The 18,749-nt window shown below is 74.9% G+C and carries 13 protein-coding genes and 1 pseudogene; 9 read left to right on the forward strand and 5 right to left on the reverse strand.

All coding sequences use genetic code 11. The features are described 5' to 3' along the window. The first annotated feature begins 231 nt into the window (after positions 1–231). The 5 genes and pseudogenes from ACGF07_RS18030 (at position 232) to ACGF07_RS18050 (ending at position 7,222) form a co-directional block, all read left to right on the forward strand. On the forward strand, positions 232–1,893 hold the full coding sequence (locus tag ACGF07_RS18030) for a hypothetical protein (protein ID WP_392899756.1): 1,662 nt from the start codon (positions 232–234) through the stop codon (positions 1,891–1,893). A 96-nt stretch (positions 1,894–1,989) separates the two neighbouring features. Next, a complete protein-coding gene (locus ACGF07_RS18035) occupies positions 1,990–3,390 on the forward strand; it encodes an acyltransferase family protein (RefSeq protein WP_392899917.1) in 1,401 nt (466 codons plus the stop codon). Between the two features lie 988 nt (positions 3,391–4,378). After that, positions 4,379–5,974, forward strand: coding sequence for a glutamine-hydrolyzing GMP synthase (gene guaA / locus ACGF07_RS18040; protein ID WP_392899759.1), 1,596 nt, complete (start codon positions 4,379–4,381; stop codon positions 5,972–5,974). Between the two features lie 219 nt (positions 5,975–6,193). Further along, positions 6,194–6,730: pseudogene (locus ACGF07_RS18045) on the forward strand (DoxX family membrane protein); the annotation flags it as partial. Between the two features lie 207 nt (positions 6,731–6,937). Continuing rightward, positions 6,938–7,222 (forward strand): Rieske (2Fe-2S) protein, encoded by a 285-nt coding sequence (locus ACGF07_RS18050; protein ID WP_350736011.1) that lies wholly within the window; start codon positions 6,938–6,940, stop codon positions 7,220–7,222. Between the two features lie 7 nt (positions 7,223–7,229). Here ACGF07_RS18050 and ACGF07_RS18055 read toward each other — a convergent pair whose 3' ends face one another. Beyond that, positions 7,230–7,439 (reverse strand): hypothetical protein, encoded by a 210-nt coding sequence (locus ACGF07_RS18055; protein ID WP_350735809.1) that lies wholly within the window; start codon positions 7,437–7,439, stop codon positions 7,230–7,232. Then, positions 7,436–8,899 carry a PspC domain-containing protein gene (locus ACGF07_RS18060; protein ID WP_392899762.1) on the reverse strand — a complete coding sequence of 488 codons (1,464 nt, stop codon included), beginning with the start codon at positions 8,897–8,899 and terminating at the stop codon, positions 7,436–7,438. The genes ACGF07_RS18055 and ACGF07_RS18060 overlap by 4 nt, the downstream gene beginning before the upstream one ends. Positions 8,900–9,162: 263 nt before the next feature. Between ACGF07_RS18060 and ACGF07_RS18065 the strand changes: the two genes are divergently transcribed. From ACGF07_RS18065 to pcrA, 3 genes are all read left to right on the forward strand, one after another. Next, entirely contained in the window at positions 9,163–10,611 is a 1,449-nt protein-coding gene (locus ACGF07_RS18065) for a PspC domain-containing protein (RefSeq protein ID WP_392899920.1), read from the forward strand. Continuing rightward, complete coding sequence (locus ACGF07_RS18070; RefSeq protein ID WP_350735815.1) at positions 10,604–11,308, forward strand: response regulator transcription factor; 705 nt, start codon at positions 10,604–10,606, stop codon at positions 11,306–11,308. Before ACGF07_RS18065 ends, ACGF07_RS18070 begins: the two co-directional genes overlap by 8 nt. Before the next feature lie 90 nt (positions 11,309–11,398). Then, complete coding sequence (pcrA, locus tag ACGF07_RS18075; protein ID WP_392899765.1) at positions 11,399–14,032, forward strand: DNA helicase PcrA; 2,634 nt, start codon at positions 11,399–11,401, stop codon at positions 14,030–14,032. Positions 14,033–14,042: 10 nt separating this feature from the next. Here the strand turns inward: pcrA and ACGF07_RS18080 are convergent, their stop codons facing one another. Further along, positions 14,043–14,831 carry a M23 family metallopeptidase gene (locus ACGF07_RS18080; protein WP_392899768.1) on the reverse strand — a complete coding sequence of 263 codons (789 nt, stop codon included), beginning with the start codon at positions 14,829–14,831 and terminating at the stop codon, positions 14,043–14,045. Between the two features lie 339 nt (positions 14,832–15,170). Between ACGF07_RS18080 and ACGF07_RS18085 the strand changes: the two genes are divergently transcribed. Continuing rightward, positions 15,171–15,578, forward strand: a complete 408-nt coding sequence (locus ACGF07_RS18085; RefSeq protein ID WP_350503520.1) for a cobalamin B12-binding domain-containing protein — start codon at positions 15,171–15,173, stop codon at positions 15,576–15,578. Positions 15,579–15,655: 77 nt separating this feature from the next. On the opposite strand, the gene ACGF07_RS18090 is transcribed toward ACGF07_RS18085, so the two are convergent. Beyond that, positions 15,656–17,257, reverse strand: a complete 1,602-nt coding sequence (locus ACGF07_RS18090) for a DUF5691 domain-containing protein (protein WP_392899771.1) — start codon at positions 17,255–17,257, stop codon at positions 15,656–15,658. A 14-nt stretch (positions 17,258–17,271) separates the two neighbouring features. After that, positions 17,272–18,579 carry an SWIM zinc finger family protein gene (locus ACGF07_RS18095; protein ID WP_392899773.1) on the reverse strand — a complete coding sequence of 436 codons (1,308 nt, stop codon included), beginning with the start codon at positions 18,577–18,579 and terminating at the stop codon, positions 17,272–17,274. Positions 18,580–18,749 lie beyond the last annotated feature (170 nt).

Consider the following 18,749-nt stretch of genomic DNA (forward strand, 5'->3'; position numbering starts at 1 on the left):
GCCTGCGGCTCGTGCGGCCGACCGTCGGCACCCCAGGCCCCGCCCCAGGCCCCGGCTCCGCCGTCGCCCCAGGCCCAGGCCCCGGCCGCGGTACCGCCGCCTCCGCCCCAGGCCCCGGCCGCGGTACCACCCCAGGCGCCCGGGTACGGGCCGCACCCCGGCCCGCCGCCCGGCGACCACCCGCAGCCCGCCCCGGGCGCCGGGTACCCGCCGGCCGGCGGCCCGCCCCCGGTGGGCCGCTGGGGTGCCGGCGTCCCGTACGAGGAGCCCAAGCGGCTGCTCGTCGGACCGGGCTGGCGCCCGGCCTTCCTGGCGGCCGTCGCCCCGACGCTGGTCCTGCTGCTGACGGCGCTGATCGTGGCCGTCCCCAGCGGCTACACCTACGACGGCGCCTTCCCCGCGCCCGATTTCGGCGAGCGCTTCTGCGGGGCACTGTCCCTGGCCCTGAACGCGCTCGGCGCGCCGTTCCGGCTCGGTTACCAGAACCCGCTCTCCAGGAGCCGCTCGGAGGGCATGGCCATCACCCTCTGGACGGTGCCGCTGACCGTCACCGTCCTGTGGTGCCTGGCGCTCTGGCTCGGTCTGCGGGCCGGGCTGCGCCGGCGCAGGGCCGACGGCTCCCAGCTGACCCGCGCCCAGGCGGCCGGCGAGGCCCTGCGCACCGCCGCGGTCCTCGGCGTCGCCGCGCTGCTGCTCGGACTGCTCGGCAGCACCAGCTGGCAGCCCGGCGGCCGCGGGCTCGACTCCGACTACTACGGCACCGGCGCCACCAACCTGGGCAAGTCGACCTTCTCCGCGGACTCCGGCTGGCTGTGGGCGGTCGGCTGGGCCGCCGTCCTGGGCGGGCTGCTGGCCTTCGCCGTGTACGGCACCGACGCGTTGCGCTGGGCCGCCTGGCGGAGCCGGGCCGTGCGCGGCTGGGCGGTGGCCGCGCTGACCGCGGGCCGGGCGCTGGCGCTGACCGTCGCCGTGGCCTCGGTGACGGGCTTCGTGCTGGTCGCGGTCAACAGCGGCAACGGCTCGGTGACGGCGGGCTCACTGGCCTTCCTGCCGAACCTCGGCCTGGTCCTGCTCGGCATCGGCTCGGGCGCGACCTTCCGCAGCCGCAGCGACCTCGGCGGGGAGGTGTCGGACTGGCCCGGCCGGGGCGGCGACAGCAGCGAGTTCTCCTTCTTCGACCTGCACGACCAGAGCGCCGACTGGCGCTGGACCGGCCTGCTGGCGCTGGCCTCGGCGGGCTTCCTCGGCTGGGCGGCCTACCGGCGGCGGCTGGACACCGCCGACCGGCTGCGGCTGGCGGCCGTGTACGCCGGGGTGCTCACCCTGCTCTCGGCGGTGTCCGGCGCACTGATGACCACGTCGATGTCGTACGTGACGCCGGCGGTCCAGGGCTGGGGCGGTTCGGGCAGCCGGACCACCTCGCAGGAGACCGCCGTGGCCCTGTCGTTCCCGAGCGTGCTGGTCGCCGCCGTGGTGTGGGCGGTGGTCGGCGCGCTGGTGGTGCCCGCGCTGCTGTCGGCCCTCGGGGCCCGGGGCCCGGTCGCCGAGCCCGCCTCCGGCGCCGCGCCGTACGGGCCGCCGGAGGGGCCCTACGGCGCCGTGCCGCCGCAGGCGCCGTACCCCGCGGGTCCGGCGTACGGCGCCCCGCCGCCGGCCGTCCCGCCGCAGGGCCCCGTCCCGTCCCAGGGCCCTGCCCTGCCGCCCGCGCTGCCGCCCGTCACGCCGCCGGCTCCGTCGGCGCCGCCGGCCGCTCCGCAGGACGTGGTGCCGGGCGTCCCCGGGACCGCGGTGAGCGAGGTGATCGGCTCGCACGAGGCGCCGCCGACCCCCGCCGCCGCGCCCCCGCCGGCCGAGGAGCCGGTCGACCCGAGCGTCTGGCGCAAGCAGCCGTGACGCCACCGGGCCGGGTGGGCGGGGCCGCGGACCCGGCCCCACCGCCCGGTCCGGGATGTCCAACGAATCGCCTGATCCGTTAATGTCCCGCGAGTGATGCGAATCCGACAACTCCTCACCCCGCTCGCGGCCCGTCGCTCCCGTGGCGCCGCTGCCGGCGCCGCCCAGTCCAGGCTCGGCTGGCTCGACGCCGTGCGCGGGATCGCCGCGTTCGCGGTCGTCCTCCAGCACTTCGACATCTGGCGGCTGGTGCCCTGGGGCAACGAGGTCTGGGTCCACTTCGACTTCGGCCTCTACGGCGTGATGACGTTCTTCCTGGTGAGCGGCTACATCATCCCGGCCTCGCTGGAGCGGCGTGGCGACGTCCGGGCGTTCTGGCTCGGCCGGATCTTCCGCATCCACCCGGCGCTGATCGTGACGATCGTGATCTGCCTGCTGACGCTGCCGGACGAGCACATGCCCGTGCTGCTCCTCAACGTGCCGCACGTGCCGACCGTGCTGACGGCGAACGCCATGATGCTCCAGGACATGCTCGGCCAGCCGAACTCGCTGCGGGTGATGTGGACCCTCTCCTTCGAGATGGTCTTCTACTTCATGGTCACCGCCCTGTTCGTGCGCGGCTGGCACCGCCGGACCAGCGGGATCGCGGTCGGGCTCGCCGCCGGCGCCCTGCTGCTGGGGGTCACCCTCACCCAGCACGGGCTGTCCACCGGCCCGGCGGCGACCACCCACCTGGTGATGGCGGTCGCCCTGCTGGTGGGCTCGGCCCTCGTCTTCATCATGACCGGCCGGACCGAGCTGGTCCGCACCGGTGCGCTGCTGCTCGGCGTCGTCGGCGTGGTGCTGGCCTTCCAGAACGGCCGGGCGATCGGCTTCGAGACCTTCATGGTCTTCGCGACGATGTTCGCCGGCACCGTGGTCTACCGGGCGGAGAACGGCCAGATCGACCGGCTCCAGGGGTGGCTCGTCTGCGGGTTCGTCGTCGCCGCCGGCGTCCTCGTGGGGTGGCTGTACAACCGGGGCGCCAACGCCGAGGCGACCTGGACCTCGGGCTGGATGGCCTGGTGCAACTCCTACGTGCTGGCCTGGGCCACCTTCGGCGTCGCCATGCTGTTCCGCAAGCGCCGGTTCCCGCGGCCGCTGACCTGGCTCGGTGCCATCAGCTTCTCGATGTACCTGGTGCACGTCCCGGTGCTGTACGCGGTGGACGGCCCGCTCCTGACCCACCCGACGGTGGCCAGCCCCGCCTCCCAGAAGGTCGTCTGGGTCCTCGGCTACCTGGCCTGCGTCCTGGTGGCCAGCCAGCTGCTCTACACCCTGGTCGAGATGCCGATGCAGAAGCTCGGCCGCAAGGTGATCAAGCGGCTGAACGCGTTCGACGCGCGCCGGGCCGAAGCCGTGGCCCTGGCCGCGACCGTGGCCGCCGCGGTGCCCGCGGCCCGGGCGGAGGGCGAGGGGCCCGAGCGGGAGCAGCAGGAGCCGGTCCTGACCCGCTGACCGTCCGGCGCCGGTGGCGGAAAAGGGCAAAGGGCCCCGCGGGGGAACGGGGCCCTTTGTCGCTCAGCACTGGCGTCAGGGCGGCGCCGGTGCTGGAGTGACGGCGCCGGGGGAGGAGCGCCGTCGTGTCGGTTGGTCCGGGGTCGCGTCCGCGCGGCTCCGGCGTGGGTGGCCGGCGCGGCGGGGCGCGCACTTCCGTGCGGCGGCGGGTCGGCGCCTGGCGTGCGCCGGGCCCGCGCTCACGGAGCGTGAAGTGAGGACCGCTGTCGCCCCGGTGCGGGGCCACGGCGGAGACGGTGGTCCCGGTCTCCGCGATGTGCCTGCCGGCCGCCGGGAGAACCGTTCACACGGAGCATCGTGCTGGACGGAGGGCGTGCTCTGCAACCGGTTCGGCACACTTCGGTACGGCCCATTTACGGCGGACTACGCTCCGAATGATCACGGTGAGTAGTGGTCGAAGCGGTTGCGGCGCACGGGGACGCGCGTAGCGGCGCGCGAGGGGTGAGGGGTGGTGCGCCCGGGGTGTGCCCGGAGTGAACCATCGGTGCGACGGCCGGCCCCGGGCGTCCCCGGGGGCCGGCCGCCCCACCTGTCGGCCCAGTCGCGGCCGGGGTCGCTGTCCCCTGCTGGCCGGCCGCGGCACCCGCGCACGGTCCCACGGAGCCGCGCTCCCCGGCCGGGCCGGGGCGGCGGCGCCTCGTGCGCCGGTGGACTGGGGTGAAGCTCCACGCGTGGTCGTGCAGCCCGTACGGCTGGTGCCCCCGGCGGGGGCGGAGCGGCGCGTCTGGCGGACGCGGCGCGGCCGTGCGGTCGTCAGAAGCAACGAACCGGGGGCCCGACCGGTCACGGTCCTTTGGACGGGCAGACGAGTGAAACCGGACAGCCCGGTAGAATCGGAGTCCAGACACCCCACACCCGTCCGCCGCCGCAGCCCCTGCCGGGGCGCGGTTCAGCGCGACACCTCGATACCGCTGCCGGAAGGCCGTCTGTGTCCTCTGCAATTCCCGTCCAGTCCGCGCCGGACAACGACCCCGTGCTGGTGGTCGACTTCGGTGCCCAGTACGCCCAGCTCATCGCCCGTCGGGTGCGTGAGGCGCGGGTCTACAGCGAGATCGTGCCGAGCAGCATGCCGGTCGCCGAGATGCTCGCCAAGAACCCCAAGGCGATCATCCTCTCCGGCGGCCCGTCGTCGGTCTACGAAGAGGGCGCGCCGCAGATCGACCGCGCGATCTTCGAGGCCGGTGTCCCGGTCTTCGGCATGTGCTACGGCTTCCAGCTGATGGCCGTGACCCTCGGCGGCACCGTCGACAACACCGGTGCCCGCGAGTACGGCCGCACCCCGCTGACCGTCTCCCGCAGCGGCTCCACCCTGTTCGAGGGCGTTCCCGCGCAGCACTCGGTGTGGATGTCGCACGGTGACGCCTGCTCCGCCGCGCCGGAGGGCTTCACCGTCACCGCCTCCACCGACGTGGTCCCGGTCGCGGCCTTCGAGAACGACGAGGCCCGCCTGTACGGCGTCCAGTACCACCCCGAGGTGCTGCACTCCGACCACGGCCAGCAGGTCCTCGAGCACTTCCTCTACCGCGGCGCCGGCATCGCCCCGACCTGGACCACCGGCAGCGTGGTCGAGGAGCAGATCGCCCTGATCCGCGAGCAGGTCGGCGACAAGCGCGCGATCTGCGGCCTGTCCGGCGGCGTGGACTCCGCGGTCGCCGCGGCCCTGGTCAACAAGGCCATCGGCGATCGGCTGACCTGCGTCTACGTCGACCACGGCCTGATGCGCAAGGGCGAGACCGAGCAGGTCGAGAAGGACTTCGTGGCCGCCACCGGCGTCCAGCTGAAGGTCGTCGACGCCTCCGAGCGCTTCCTGGACGCGCTGAAGGGGGTCACCGACCCCGAGGAGAAGCGCAAGATCATCGGTCGGGAGTTCATCCGGGTCTTCGAGCAGGCCCAGGCCGAGATCGTCGCCGAGGCCGGCGAGCACGGCGAGTCGGTCGACTTCCTGGTCCAGGGCACCCTGTACCCGGACGTGGTGGAGTCCGGCGGCGGCACCGGCACCGCCAACATCAAGTCCCACCACAACGTCGGCGGCCTGCCCGAGGACCTCCAGTTCCAGCTGGTCGAGCCGCTGCGCAAGCTGTTCAAGGACGAGGTCCGGATGGTCGGCCAGGAGCTGGGCCTGCCGGAGGAGATCGTCCAGCGCCAGCCCTTCCCGGGCCCGGGTCTGGGCATCCGGATCGTCGGCGAGGTCACCAAGGAGCGTCTGGACCTGCTCCGCGAGGCCGACGCGATCGCCCGCGAGGAGCTGACCGCGGCCGGTCTGGACCGCGAGATCTGGCAGTGCCCGGTCGTGCTGCTCGCCGACGTCCGCAGCGTGGGCGTGCAGGGTGACGGCCGCACCTACGGCCACCCGATCGTGCTGCGCCCGGTCTCGTCCGAGGACGCGATGACCGCCGACTGGTCGCGCCTGCCCTACGACGTGCTGGCCCGGATCTCCACCCGGATCACCAACGAGGTCCGTGACGTGAACCGCGTCGTCGTCGACGTCACCAGCAAGCCGCCGGGCACCATCGAGTGGGAGTGAGAACTCCGCACCGCTGAGCCGGTGCTGAACGGCCGCGCCGTCGTTCCCGTACAGGGGAGCGGCGGCGCGGCCGTTCGTTCCTCCGGGGCGGGAGCTCCTGCTCCCGGGTGGGGACCTCCAGCCCCCGGGGTGGGACCTCCCACCGAAAGCGAGCAGGAGCGGGCAGAATGCGGACCGGACCTGTCAGGGAGTGGCAGGCCGTGAAGGAAGGTGTGAGGGATGTCGGAGGCCAGCAACTCCGTGGTGACCGACGGGGACGCGTCGGGCCGGGCCGACCGGGCCGACCGGGCGGCCGAGCGACGGGCGTTCGCGTCCACGTACGCGCTGCTGCCGCTGCGGCTCTTCCTCGGCGTCACCTTCGTCTACGCGGCCCTGGACAAGCTTTCCGACGCCCACTTCCTGGCCGGCGCGGGCGATCCGGCCTCCTTCGTCTCCCAGACCCGGGCGGCCCGGGCCGGCGGCAGCCCGATCTCCTTCCTGCTCGGCCCGGCCCTCGACGCGCCCACCCTGTCCGCCCTCGCGATCGCCTTCGGCGAGCTGGCGGTCGGTCTCGGCACCCTGCTCGGCCTCTGGGGGCGGGTCGCGGCGCTCGGCGGCGCGCTGATCAACCTGAGCCTCTGGCTCACCGTCAGCTGGGGCGTCTCGCCGTACTACCTCGGCAACGACCTCGCCTACCTGATGGCCTGGACGCCGCTGCTGCTGGCCGGCACGCCGTACCTGTCGGTGGACGGCTACCTGGCCCGCCGGGCCCGGCGGGACCGCTCGCGCGGGCTGGCCGAGGACCACGTCAGGCGCCGGGCGCTGGTGGACGGCGGGATCGCGGCGGTCGCGATCGGCGGCGCCGGCCTGCTGGCCGGCTCGCTCACCCGGACCTTCGGCCGGAAGGACCAGGCCGCCCCCAAGCAGTCCGCGGCCCCGACCCCCGCCGCGACGGCGCCGGCCCCCTCGGTGGCCGCGGCGAGCGTGCCCGTCGGCGGCTCGGCGCAGGTCAAGGACCCGGCCACCGGGGACGCCGTCTACATCGTGCAGCCCAAGGCCGGCCAGTACTGCGCCTTCTCCTCGGTGTGCACCCACTCCGGCTGCGCGGTGGACGCACCGAAGAACGGGCAGCTGTACTGCCCGTGCCACGGCTCCCGGTTCGACGCCGCCACCGGCGCGGTGGTCAACGGGCCGGCGGTCAAACCGCTGCCCAGGTACGCCGTCCGCAAGGACGGCGACAAGCTGACCCTGGGCCCGCTGCAGAGCTGAGCACGGCTCAGCCGTCGCGGTCGGGCCGGTTGCGCCGGGCCACCGCGGCCACGGCGCCGGCCAGGCCTCCGACGCCCAGCACGATGAAGGCGACCGGGACGACGATCCGCCCGTTCACCGTCCGGTCGTCGAGCGCCGCCACCAGGTAGAGCACGGCGATCGCGGTGAACAGGGCGCCCGCGATCAGCGAGAACAGGTCGAGCCGGTGCTTCCTCACTGCTGGACCACCTTGATGTCGCCGATGCCGATGCCGAGTTGGAGGTCGAGCGTGCCCTTGGAGGCGTGGCCGACCGGGGGGCTGAGCAGGTAGGTGTGCCGCCCGGTCCCGCTGTTGTGGTCGCCGGGGACGTTGATGCTGCCGACGCCGACCCGGGCCACCAGGTTCACCGTGACGTCCGGCGGCAGGGTGACGGTCAGCTGGCCGGCGCCGAGGTCGACCCTGGTCGCCAGGGAGCCCCCGGCGGGGTCGAGCCCGGCCAGGTCCAGCCGGATGTCGCCGGCGCCCAGGTTGTAGCGGTCCTTCAGGTCGGCCGCCGAGGCGACCGTCCACGAGCGGTCGCCGATGGCGTCCTGCACGGCGTGCGGCGTACGGCCGACGAAGGCCAGCGCCAGGGTGACCAGCAGGCCCAGCACCGCGAGCTTGCGGGCCTTGCCGAACTTCGCCGCCAGCAGCAGCGTCAGGCCGATCACCAGCAGCCCGGTGGCCAGGACGACGGTGCTCAGCCTGGTGACGTCGGTGTGGCCGACCGAGGCGGACCAGACCGCGGTCGCCGCGCCGATCGCCAGCAGGAGGCCGAAGAAGCCGAGCGCCGAGTGCTCCTTGGGGTGCCGGACGGCGGCCGGCTCGCGGCGGCCGTCCGGGCGGCCCTTGCGCAGCGGATCGCCCTCCGGCAGGTCGGCGCGCTGCCACCAGGCCTGGGCCGGGCTGCCCGGCGGCGGCAGCTTCGTGCCCCCTCCGGCCTCCGGCCGGGGTGTCCCCCAGGCAGGCGTGGCCGAGGAGGCCGGGGCGGTGGCGCCGTACGGGTTGCGCTCGGGGTGGCGCGGATCCCACAGGTAGCCGCTCGGGCCGGGGACGGGGGAGTCGGCGGGGACGGTGCCGGCGGCCTGGTCGGCGGCGTGCCGGGCGCGGGCCGCGTCGTCCTGTCCGGGGCCCGGCCAGGTGTGGTCCTCGGCCCCGGGGAAGTGGCGGTCGTACGGTCCGCCGCGCCGGCGCCCGCGGATCCGGCCGCGGCGGCGGTCCGGGTCGTAGCGCACCGCCAGGAAGACCAGGCCGCCGAGGAGCAGCAGCGGGAACAGCTGGTCGCCGTCGCCCATCGAGGAGAAGAACACCCCGGTGCCGATCACGGTCAGCAGCACCGCCCCCACGGACTGGCCGTCGACCCGGCCGGTCAGCACCCGCTGGAGCTCGGTCCGCGCCCCCCGGCCCTTGCCGTCGGCGGCGCCCTCGGTGGGGACGATCAGCCAGGCCAGGCCGTACAGGAACAGTCCGAGGCCGCCGGAGAGGCAGAGCACCACGGTGACCACCCGGAAGACCACCGGGTCGATGTCCAGGTGCCGCCCGAGGCCGCCGCAGACGCCGGCCACCACCCGGTGGTGCTCGGTCCGGGTCAGCGGCGGGCGTTCCGGTTCCGGCGGGGCGGCGGGCCCGGCCTCCTGGATGCGGTGGTCCTCGGTCATGGGCTCCATCCTTCCGGCAGGGGCCGGTCCGGCCCAACCGGGCCCGGCCCTGCCCGTACCCTGACTTGTCCCTGATACCGGCCAGGGGCACACCCTGATGCGCCCGGCCGTCCGCGCGTGGAACCATCGGTGGCGTGGCAGCACCCGGTACCGACCCCCGATCCCTCGCCCCCGACGCAGCTGCGCCGGCCGGCGGTGACCCGACCGTGCCCGACGGCGGGCGGCCGCCGTACCGCAGGCTCTACCGCAGCCCGCAGGGGCGGATGCTGGGCGGCGTCGCGCACGGTCTGGCGGTGCACCTCGGGCTGCCGGTGCGCTGGGTCCGGCTCGCCTTCGTCCTGCTGTTCTTCGCGCAGGGCATCGGCGCGCTGCTGTACGCCGCGTTCTGGTTCGTGGTGCCGATCGGCATCGGCGAGCCCTCGCAGCGCGGTGGCACCCACTGGGTGAACGTCAACGGCGTCTACATCCCGACCTCGCCCTGGCTCCGGCCGGGCACCCGGCTGTCCAAGCCCGGCCGCGGCTGGGTCGGCCGACTGCGCGAACTGCTCCAGCACGCCCTCCAGGGCGAGCCGGTGGCTCCCCCCGCCGCCGGCGGCGAGGCCGGTGCGGCGCCCGGGACCGCAGGCACCACCGGGACGGCCGGCACCACCGGGACGGCCGGCACCACCGAGACCGCGGGGACCACCGTGACCGCCGCGGGCGCCGGAGCCGCCGCCCTGCGGCCGGCCGCGCGGAGCGGGCAGGGCGGCCTCGGCCAACTCGCCGCCCTGGTCATGGTCGTGATCGGGCTGATCGCCCTGCTGAACGTGCTCGGCTGGCAGACCGCCAAGCCCTACACCTGGCCGCTGCTGGCGATCGGGGTCGGCGTCGCGCTGGTCTGGCGGCAGGCCGACGACTCGCGCTGGCAGCGCTGGTTCGGCATCGAGGAGGGCGAGAAGCGCCGCGGCGCCTACACCCGCGTCGGCGCCGGCGTGCTGCTCGCGATGGCCGGCACCATCGCGCTGCTGGCCATGCAGGGCAGCGGCTCCACGCTCGGCTCGGTGATCGAGGCCTCGCTCGCGGTGCTCGCCGGGGTGCTGGTCCTGCTCGGCCCGTACGGCCTGCGGCTGTGGCAGGACCTCGGTGCCGAGCGCACCGCCCGCATCCGCGCCCAGGAGCGGGCCGAGATCGCCGCGCACATCCACGACTCGGTGCTGCACACCCTGACCCTGATCCAGCGTCGGGCCGAGGACCCCAAGGAGGTGCTGCGGCTGGCCCGCTCCCAGGAGCGCGAGCTGCGGCTGTGGCTGTACCGGCCGGAGGCCGCCGCCGAGGCCGCGCCGGACACCATGGCGGAGACCCTGCGCGCCGCCGTCGCCGAGGTCGAGGACCGGCACGGCGTCCCGGTCGAGCTGGTCATCGTCGGCGACTGCCCGATGGACGAGCGGATCGCGGCACAGATGCAGGCCGCGAGGGAGGCGACCGTCAACGCGGCCAAGTACGGTGGCGGGGGACCGGTCCAGGTCTACGCCGAGGTGGAGGGGAGGACGGTGTCGGTGTTCGTGCGCGACCACGGCCCCGGCTTCGACCCCGACACGGTGCCCGAGGACCGGATGGGCGTACGGGAGTCGATCATCGGCCGGATGAAGCGCAACGGCGGCACCGCCCGGGTGCGGCCGGCGGCGGGCGGCGGCACCGAGGTCGAGCTGGAGATGGAGAGAACGAATGACTGAGGCAGCGCCGGCCGGGGTCCCCCCGACCGAAGGCGGGGGGCGCACGGCCAGGGTCGTCCTGGTGGACGACCACCGGATGTTCCGGACGGGGGTCAGGGCCGAGATCGGCCGTACCGAGGCGACCGGCATCGACGTGGTCGGCGAGGCCGACGACGTCGACTCGGCGGTCCGGGTGGTCGCCGAGACCAGGCCGGACGTGGTGCTGCTCGACGTGCACCTGCCCGGCGGCGGCGGCGTCGAGGTGCTGCGCCGCTCGGCCGGACTGATGGGCGAGCAGGGCGGGGTGAAGTTCCTGGCGCTGTCCGTCTCGGACGCGGCCGAGGACGTCATCGGCGTCATCCGGGGCGGGGCGCGCGGCTACGTCACCAAGACGATCACCGGCACCGACCTGGTCGACGCGATCTTCCGGATCGCCGACGGCGACGCCGTCTTCTCGCCCCGGCTGGCCGGCTTCGTCCTGGACGCCTTCGCCGCCACCGACACCCCGCCGGTGGACGAGGACCTCGACCGCCTCACCCAGCGCGAGCGCGAGGTGCTGCGGCTGATCGCCCGCGGCTACGCCTACAAGGAGATCGCCAAGCAGCTCTTCATCTCGGTGAAGACCGTCGAGAGCCACGTCTCCGCCGTCCTGCGCAAGCTCCAGCTCAGCAACCGCCACGAGCTCACCCGCTGGGCCACCGCGCGGCGCCTGGTCTGAGCCCGCCGCGGGCACCGGGGCGAGCCCGTCCGGCCGGTTTCCACGGACCGGGCGGGCTTGTCCGCGGGTGGCCATAGACTCGTCAGTGCCATGAGTAGCCTCTTTGACGACCTCCCGCTCCCCGGTTTCGAGGCACCCGCCGCCGGGTCGAAGCAGCCCGCCGCCCCGCTCGACGAGGAGCCCCCGCCGTACGAGGACGACGCGCCGTACGACGCGTACGAGGAGGCCATCCCGGAGGGGCTGTTCCGGTCCACCGCCTTCAAGGAGCCGGGCGGCGCCGCCGAGGCCGAGCGGGACGCCTGGTACCGCAACGGAGCCGCCCGGACGGTGGTGGACCCGGCGCAGCTGCTCGAGGGGATGAACGACCCGCAGCGCGAGGCGGTGCTGCACGCGGGCTCGCCGCTGCTGATCGTGGCCGGCGCCGGCTCCGGCAAGACCCGGGTGCTGACCCACCGGATCGCGTACCTGCTGGGCGCGCGCGGGGTGCAGCCGGGGGAGATCCTGGCGATCACCTTCACCAACAAGGCGGCCGGCGAGATGCGCGAGCGCGTCGAGGCGCTGGTCGGCCCGCGCGCCCGGGCGATGTGGGTGTCCACGTTCCACAGCGCCTGCGTGCGGATCCTGCGCCGCGAGTCCAAGCAGCTGGGCTTCACCTCCAGCTTCTCGATCTACGACTCGGCCGACTCGCAGCGGCTGATGTCGCTGGTCTGCCGCGACCTCGACCTGGACCCGAAGCAGTTCCCGCCGAAGGCCTTCATGGCGAAGATCAGTAACCTGAAGAACGAGCTGATCGACGAGGAGACCTTCGCCGACCAGGCCGCCAACCCGATGGAGAAGAAGCTCGCCGAGGCGTACGCGCTGTACCAGCGGCGGCTGCGCGAGGCGAACGCGCTGGACTTCGACGACATCATCATGACGACGGTGAACCTGCTGCAGGCCTTCCCCGACGTCGCCGAGCACTACCGCCGCCGCTTCCGGCACATCCTGGTCGACGAGTACCAGGACACCAACCACGCCCAGTACATGCTGGTGCGGGAGCTGAGCGGAGGGTCCGTCGCGGCCGCGCCCAAGCGCACCGCCGACGGCGACCTCGTGAACCCCGCCGCCGGCCGGCTCGCCGAGGTGCCCCCGGCCGAGCTGTGCGTGGTCGGCGACGCGGACCAGTCGATCTACGCCTTCCGCGGCGCGACCATCCGCAACATCCTCCAGTTCGAGGAGGACTACCCGAACGCGACCACGATCCTGCTGGAGCAGAACTACCGCTCCACCCAGACCATCCTGAGCGCCGCCAACGCCGTCATCGAGCGCAACGCCAACCGGCGCGAGAAGAAGCTCTGGACGGCCGGGGACCACGGCGAGAAGGTGATCGGCTACGTCGCCGACGACGAGCACGGCGAGGCCCAGTTCATCGCCGACGAGATCGACCGGCTCACCGACAAGGGCGAGGCCAAGCCCGGCGACGTCGCGATCTTCTACCGCACCAACGCCCAGTCCCGGGTGTTCGAGGAGGTGTTCATCCGGGTCGGCCTGCCGTACAAGGTGGTCGGCGGGGTGCGCTTCTACGAGCGCAAGGAGGTCCGGGACGTCCTGGCGTACCTGCGGGTGCTCTCCAACCCGGAGGACACCGTGCCGCTGCGCCGGATCCTCAACGTGCCCAAGCGCGGCATCGGCGAGCGGGCCGAGGCGATGATCGACGCGCTGGCCGCGCGGGAGCGGATCTCCTTCGCCCAGGCGCTGGTCCGGGTGGACGAGGCGTACGGGATGGCCGCGCGCTCGGCCAACGCGGTCAAGAAGTTCAACACCCTGATGGCCGGGCTGCGCCAGGTCGTCGAGTCGGGCGCGGGCCCGGCGGCGGTGCTGGAGGCCGTCCTGGAGGAGACCGGCTACCTGGCCGAGCTCCAGGCCTCCACCGACCCCCAGGACGAGACCCGGGTGGAGAACCTGCAGGAACTCGCCTCCGTCGCCCTGGAGTACGAGCAGGACCCGGGCGAGCGACCGGACGCCGGGGAGGAGGGCGCGCCGCCGGTCGGCTCGCTGGCCGACTTCCTGGAGCGGGTCGCGCTGGTCGCCGACTCGGACCAGATCCCCGACGAGGACGAGGAGGGGCAGGGCGTCATCACGATGATGACCCTGCACACCGCCAAGGGCCTCGAGTTCCCCGTCGTCTTCCTGACCGGCATGGAGGACGGGATCTTCCCGCACATGCGGGCGCTCAACCAGGTCAAGGAGCTGGAGGAGGAACGCCGGCTCGCCTACGTGGGGCTCACCCGGGCGCGGGAGCGGCTCTACCTGACCCGCTCGGTGCTGCGCAGCGCGTGGGGGCAGCCGGCCTACAACCCGGCCTCGCGGTTCCTGGAGGAGATCCCGGACACGCTGGTCGAGTGGAAGCGGACGGGCGCCGCGCAGGCGCCGGCCGGCCGCGGCTTCTCCTCGGGCTCGTCCTGGGGCAAGTCCTCCTCGGGCGGGTCGCGCTCCGCCGGGTCCTCCTCGGCGGCCGCCTCGCCGAAGGCGGGCTGGGGCCAGTCGGCGCGGCGCGGCGGCAAGGTCGTCGAGCGCGAGGTCGTCTCGCTCGCGGTCGGGGACAGGGTCACCCACGACACCTTCGGCCTGGGCACGGTGGTGGGCGTCACCGGCGTCGGTGACCGGGCGCAGGCCACGGTCGACTTCGGCTCGGAGGGGCGCAAGCAGCTGCTGCTGCGCTACGCCCCGGTGGAGAAGCTCTAGCGGGTATGTCCTAGCGGGGGTCGAGCCCGTTCGCGAGGAACCAGGGCAGCGGGTCGACCGGCCCGCCGCCCTGCGGCCGCACCTCGAAGTGCAGGTGCGGTCCGGTGCTGTTGCCGCTGCTGCCGACGAAGGCGATCACGTCGCCCTGCTTCACCGGGCCCTTGCGCACCTTGTAGGCGCGCAGGTGGCAGTACCAGGCCTCGGTGCCGTCGCTCGTCTTCAGGATCGACATGTAGCCGTAGAACGGGTTCCACTGGGTGCGGATGGTGCCGTCGGTGACGGCGTAGACCTCGGAGCCGCCGTCCACCGGGAAGTCGATGCCGGTGTGCCGCCGGGCCCAGTGGGTGCCGGCCGCGCCGAACAACTCGCCGAGGCCGTGCTGGGCGACGGGCATGACCACCTTGGGCTTGGCCGGTTCCGGGGTCGGCTGGGCCGTCGGGGCGCCGGCCGCCGGGGCGTCGACCGGCTGGGTGCCGGCCAGCGGTTGACGGGCGTCGCCGCGCGAGGCCTGGGTCTGGTCGGTGGCGTCCACGGCCTGCCGGGCCGTCTGCCGGGCGGCCGCGGCGTCCGGGGCGTCGGCTGCCGCCGCCTGCGGGGACACCCGGTCGGCCTGCTCCTGCACCACCGTGACGGCCGCGGCCCCGGCGACCCCGAGCGCGGCGACCGAGGGGACCGCGACCCGGAACAGTGCGGCCCGGGTGGCCGCCTTGGCGGCGCCGCGGCGCTGGGCGCGGGACTGCTCGCGGGCGGCGAGGCGCAGCTCCGCACGGGTCGGGCGGGCGGCTGCTTCGGGAGCCATCAGGGGCTGCCTCCTCGGTGGGCCTCGGGCACGTCGTCGGGCGCGGGGTGAACAGCCGTGACTGTAGTCCCAAGGCCGACGCCCCGGAAAAACCTCCGGTTGTCAAGGGGTCGCCCGGGGCACCCGGGGCCGCGGCGCGCCCGAGACCGCTCTACCCGCGGGTAGCAAGTCCTGAAGCTGTGACTTTGCCCTCCTCTTGGGAGGCGGCGCGGCCAACCGGGCCGGGTGGCGCTAATCTCCCCTCAGGTTGGTTGGTTATCGAGCGTTAACCGCGTCAACCGCGCCCGTGGGCCCACTAGGTCCGGTCGGAAAGTGGACGACGAGGTCCAGGAGGCAGTGATGAGTGTGTCGGGGCCGATCCGTGTGGTGGTCGCCAAGCCGGGACTGGACGGTCACGACCGTGGCGCCAAGGTCATCGCACGCGCCCTGCGCGACGCCGGCATGGAGGTCATCTACACCGGGCTGCACCAGACGCCCGAGCAGGTGGTCGACACCGCGATCCAGGAGGACGCGGACGGCATCGGGCTGTCGATCCTCTCCGGCGCCCACATGACGCTGTGCGCGCGGGTGCTGGAACTGCTGAAGGAGCGCGACGCGGAGGACATCAAGGTCTTCTGCGGCGGCATCATCCCGGACGAGGACATCGCCGAGCTCAAGGCGATGGGCGTCGCCGACATCTTCACCCCGGGCACGCCCACCCGGGACGTGGTGGCCTGGGTCGAGGCCAACCTGCGCGCCGCCGGCTGACGTCCCGCGCGGCGGGCGGCTGAGCTCGGGCGCGGCGAGCGGGCCGGTCACCTGTGCGGACCGGCCCGCTCGGCCGTTCACCGCGCCGGTCGGGCCGTCAGCTCGCCCAGCATCGCCGCCCGGAAGCGCAGCGTCCAGGCCAGTTGGGCGAAGGTCTCCGACCAGGCGGTGTCGGGCGCGGCCCCGGCGGCCAGCTCCTCCACCGCGTCGGCCGTCTCGGGGGCGAGCGCGCGTTCCGTCATCCCGAGCACCCCGCTGTGGCTCCACGGGTACGCGCCGGAGGCGGCGGCGCGGGCCAGCGCCGTCACCACCGCGAGGGACAGCGGCGGTGTCCACGGGGTGGCGCAGGCGCCGAGCAGTTGGAAGGCCTCGCCCAGGCCGTGCACCTCGATGAAGGCGGCCGTCCAGGCGGCCCGCTCCTCCGGCGGGAGGACGGCCAGCAGCTTGGCCGGCGCCCCGGTGACCCGCTGGGCCCTGGCCCGCCCGGTGCCGCGGGCCGCCGGCGGTGCGGGCGCGGGCCCGAGCAGCGCGCGGGCCCACTCGGCGTCCTGCTGGCGGACGGCGGCGCGGGCCCAGGCCTCGCGCAGGTCGTCGGCCCAGCTGCTGCTGGTCTCGTCCACGCTGTCGCCGACCCGCAGCGCGAGCAACTGCTCGGGCCTCAGGCCGGTGCTCCGCGCCCAGGTCGCGAGCGGGGCGGCGGCCACCACCTCGCCGAACCACCAGGCCCGTTCGCCGCGCCCGGTGGGCGAGGTCGGCGCGATCCCGTCGCGCTGCATCCGCTCGTCGCACTCGGCGGGCGGGGTGACCACCAGATGGGTGCCGCCCTCCGCCAGGCGGACGGCGGCCAGCGCCCGCTCGGCCATCCGGTGCGCCAGCGCGGACCCGGGCAGGGTGGAGAGCAGCTCGGCGGCGGTGGTCCGGACGTTCTTGCTGCGGTCGGAGAGCGCGGCCTCCAGGAACGGTTCGTCGGCGGGGGAGAGGCCGTCCTGCAGGGCGTCCAGGAAGAGCACCCGGTCCTCGGCGCGCTCGGTGGACCAGGTGCTCCGCAGCAGCTCCAGCCCGGCGGCCGGGTCGCTGCGGCGCAGCAGGGTGAGGTGGGTGACCCGCTCGGCGAACAGGCCCTCGTGCCAGATCCGGTGGTCGCCGGCCCCCTCCGGCTGCCGGGTCGGCTCGGGCGGGGCGGTGCGCAGCACGAACCGCCAGTCGGGGTTCTGCTCGGCCAGCCAGCGGCCCAGCGGACCGGCCAACGCGACGGCGTCGGGGCGCAGTTCACTGCGTGCGCGGGCGGCGTCGAGCAGACCGGGTATCAGCGCGGCGGGCGGCCGGAGTCCCTGGGCGCGGGCGGCGGTGAGCCATTGCGGCAGCAGGTTGGCCAGGGTGCCGCCGCTGCCGGAGCGTCCGGCGAGCAGCACGGCCAGCCGGTGGGCGGCGGCCTCGGGCAGTTCGGGGCGGGTGTCCGGGGGCGCGGGCGGGCCGGGCGGTTCGACGGCCGGTACGGGCAGTGCCCCGGCCCGGCGGCGGACGGTGGCCAGCGCGGCCAGCTCCAGCAGCGCGGTGGCCGGGTCGTCCGGGTCCACGGCCTCCGCGAACGGCAGGGCGGTGGCCGGGACGGGCCGGCGGTCGGTGCCGAGCAGGGCGCTGGTCCGCAAGGTCTCCCACGGGTCCTGGATGGTCGTCATGTTCCGTCGTCCTCCTACGGGTTGGTGAGGCCGACCGGGCGGTGGTCGGCGGGCCAGGCCGTGACCGGGGCGAAGCCCTGGTGGCCGTACTCGCCGAAGACGGTCAGCGGGCGGCCGGTGGAGACCGCGGCCAGCCGCCACAGCGCCGCCTCCGGGACGGCCGAGGTGCGGACCGCGACGGTGTGGTGGCCGTCGGTCAGGCACCAGCCGTCCGGGGTGCGGACCGGGACGACTCCGGCGAGGACGGTCGGCCAGCTGTCCAGCCACGGGTCGTCGGCCACCGCGGTGCCGTACCCGGCCACCGCCTCGGCGACGGTGAGCCCGGCCGGTGCGGCGGCCGGGCCGGGTTCGGGGGCGCCGTAGCGGGTGCCGAGTGCGGCGCGCAGCGGGCGGGCGCCGGGGTGGTAGGCCAGCTCGGCCTCCAGCAGGTGGCCGGTGGGCAGGGCGACGTCGGGGGCCTGGCCGGGGCGGCCGAAGGCGAGCACCAGGGCGTGCCGGCCGGTCTTGGCGCCGCGCAGCCACACCCGGCGGGTGGTGAGCCGCTCGTCGGCCGTGTCCCGACTGCCGAGCACCTGCCAGCGGTCCCGGACGGTGGGCCCGGCCAGCACCTCGGCGGCGTCCAGGGTGTAGCCGACCCGGGCGCGGACGGTGGCGGCCAGCTCGGACGGCAGTTCGTCGACCCGGGTGGCGGCGGTCGCGAGCAGGTGCAGCATGGCGTACTCCTCCAACATCCGTTCCTCCGGCAGGTCGTCCAACTCGCGCACGCGGGTGGCGAGTCCGGGGGCCTGGGCGTCGACCATCCGGGCGGCGACCTCCTCCCAGGGCCCGGCGGTGGACTGGTCGGCCAGGCCGTGCCGGACCCGGTCGGCCAGGCGCAGCCGCAGCTCGGCCGCGCCGGCCGCGACCCGGGCGCCGCGCCGTTCGGCCCGGCGGCGCGCGGCCTCCGGGTCCGCCGGGGCCGCCGGAGGCGCCGCGCGCTTCGCGGCGCGCTCCTGCCGGGCGGCGAGCCATTCGGCCGCCCACCCGGCGGGCTCGCCGACCGGTACGGCCTCGGCGGCGCTGCTCCACAGCAGGAGGAGCCCGAGCGCGTGCTTGCACGGGAACTTCCGGCTGGGGCAGCTGCACTGGTAGGCGGGCGTGGCGAGTTCGACCACCGTGCGGTACGGCGTCCGGCCGCTGCCCTGGCACTCGCCCCACAGTGCGGCGCCGTCGGTGCCCGTCCCGGACCACGGCGCGGGCGACGAGAGCTTGCCTGCGGCCTTCCGCGACGGGGCGTCAGGTGCCAGGGACAGGACGTGTTCGGTGCTCCAGCGTTCCTCCATGCGACCGACGGTAGGCGGCGGCACTGACAGCGGCTGACTGACCGTCCGGTGCGCGGGCCGACACCCCACCGGCCGTCCGCCGGCCGCCCCTCCGCGCTCCGCCGGCCGTCGCCTCCGCGCTCCGCCGGCCACCGCCCGGGCGTTGTCAGTGGCACGTTGCAGGGTGGTTC

The organism is Kitasatospora sp. NPDC048194 (assembly GCF_043202455.1).
Lineage (GTDB): Bacteria > Actinomycetota > Actinomycetes > Streptomycetales > Streptomycetaceae > Kitasatospora.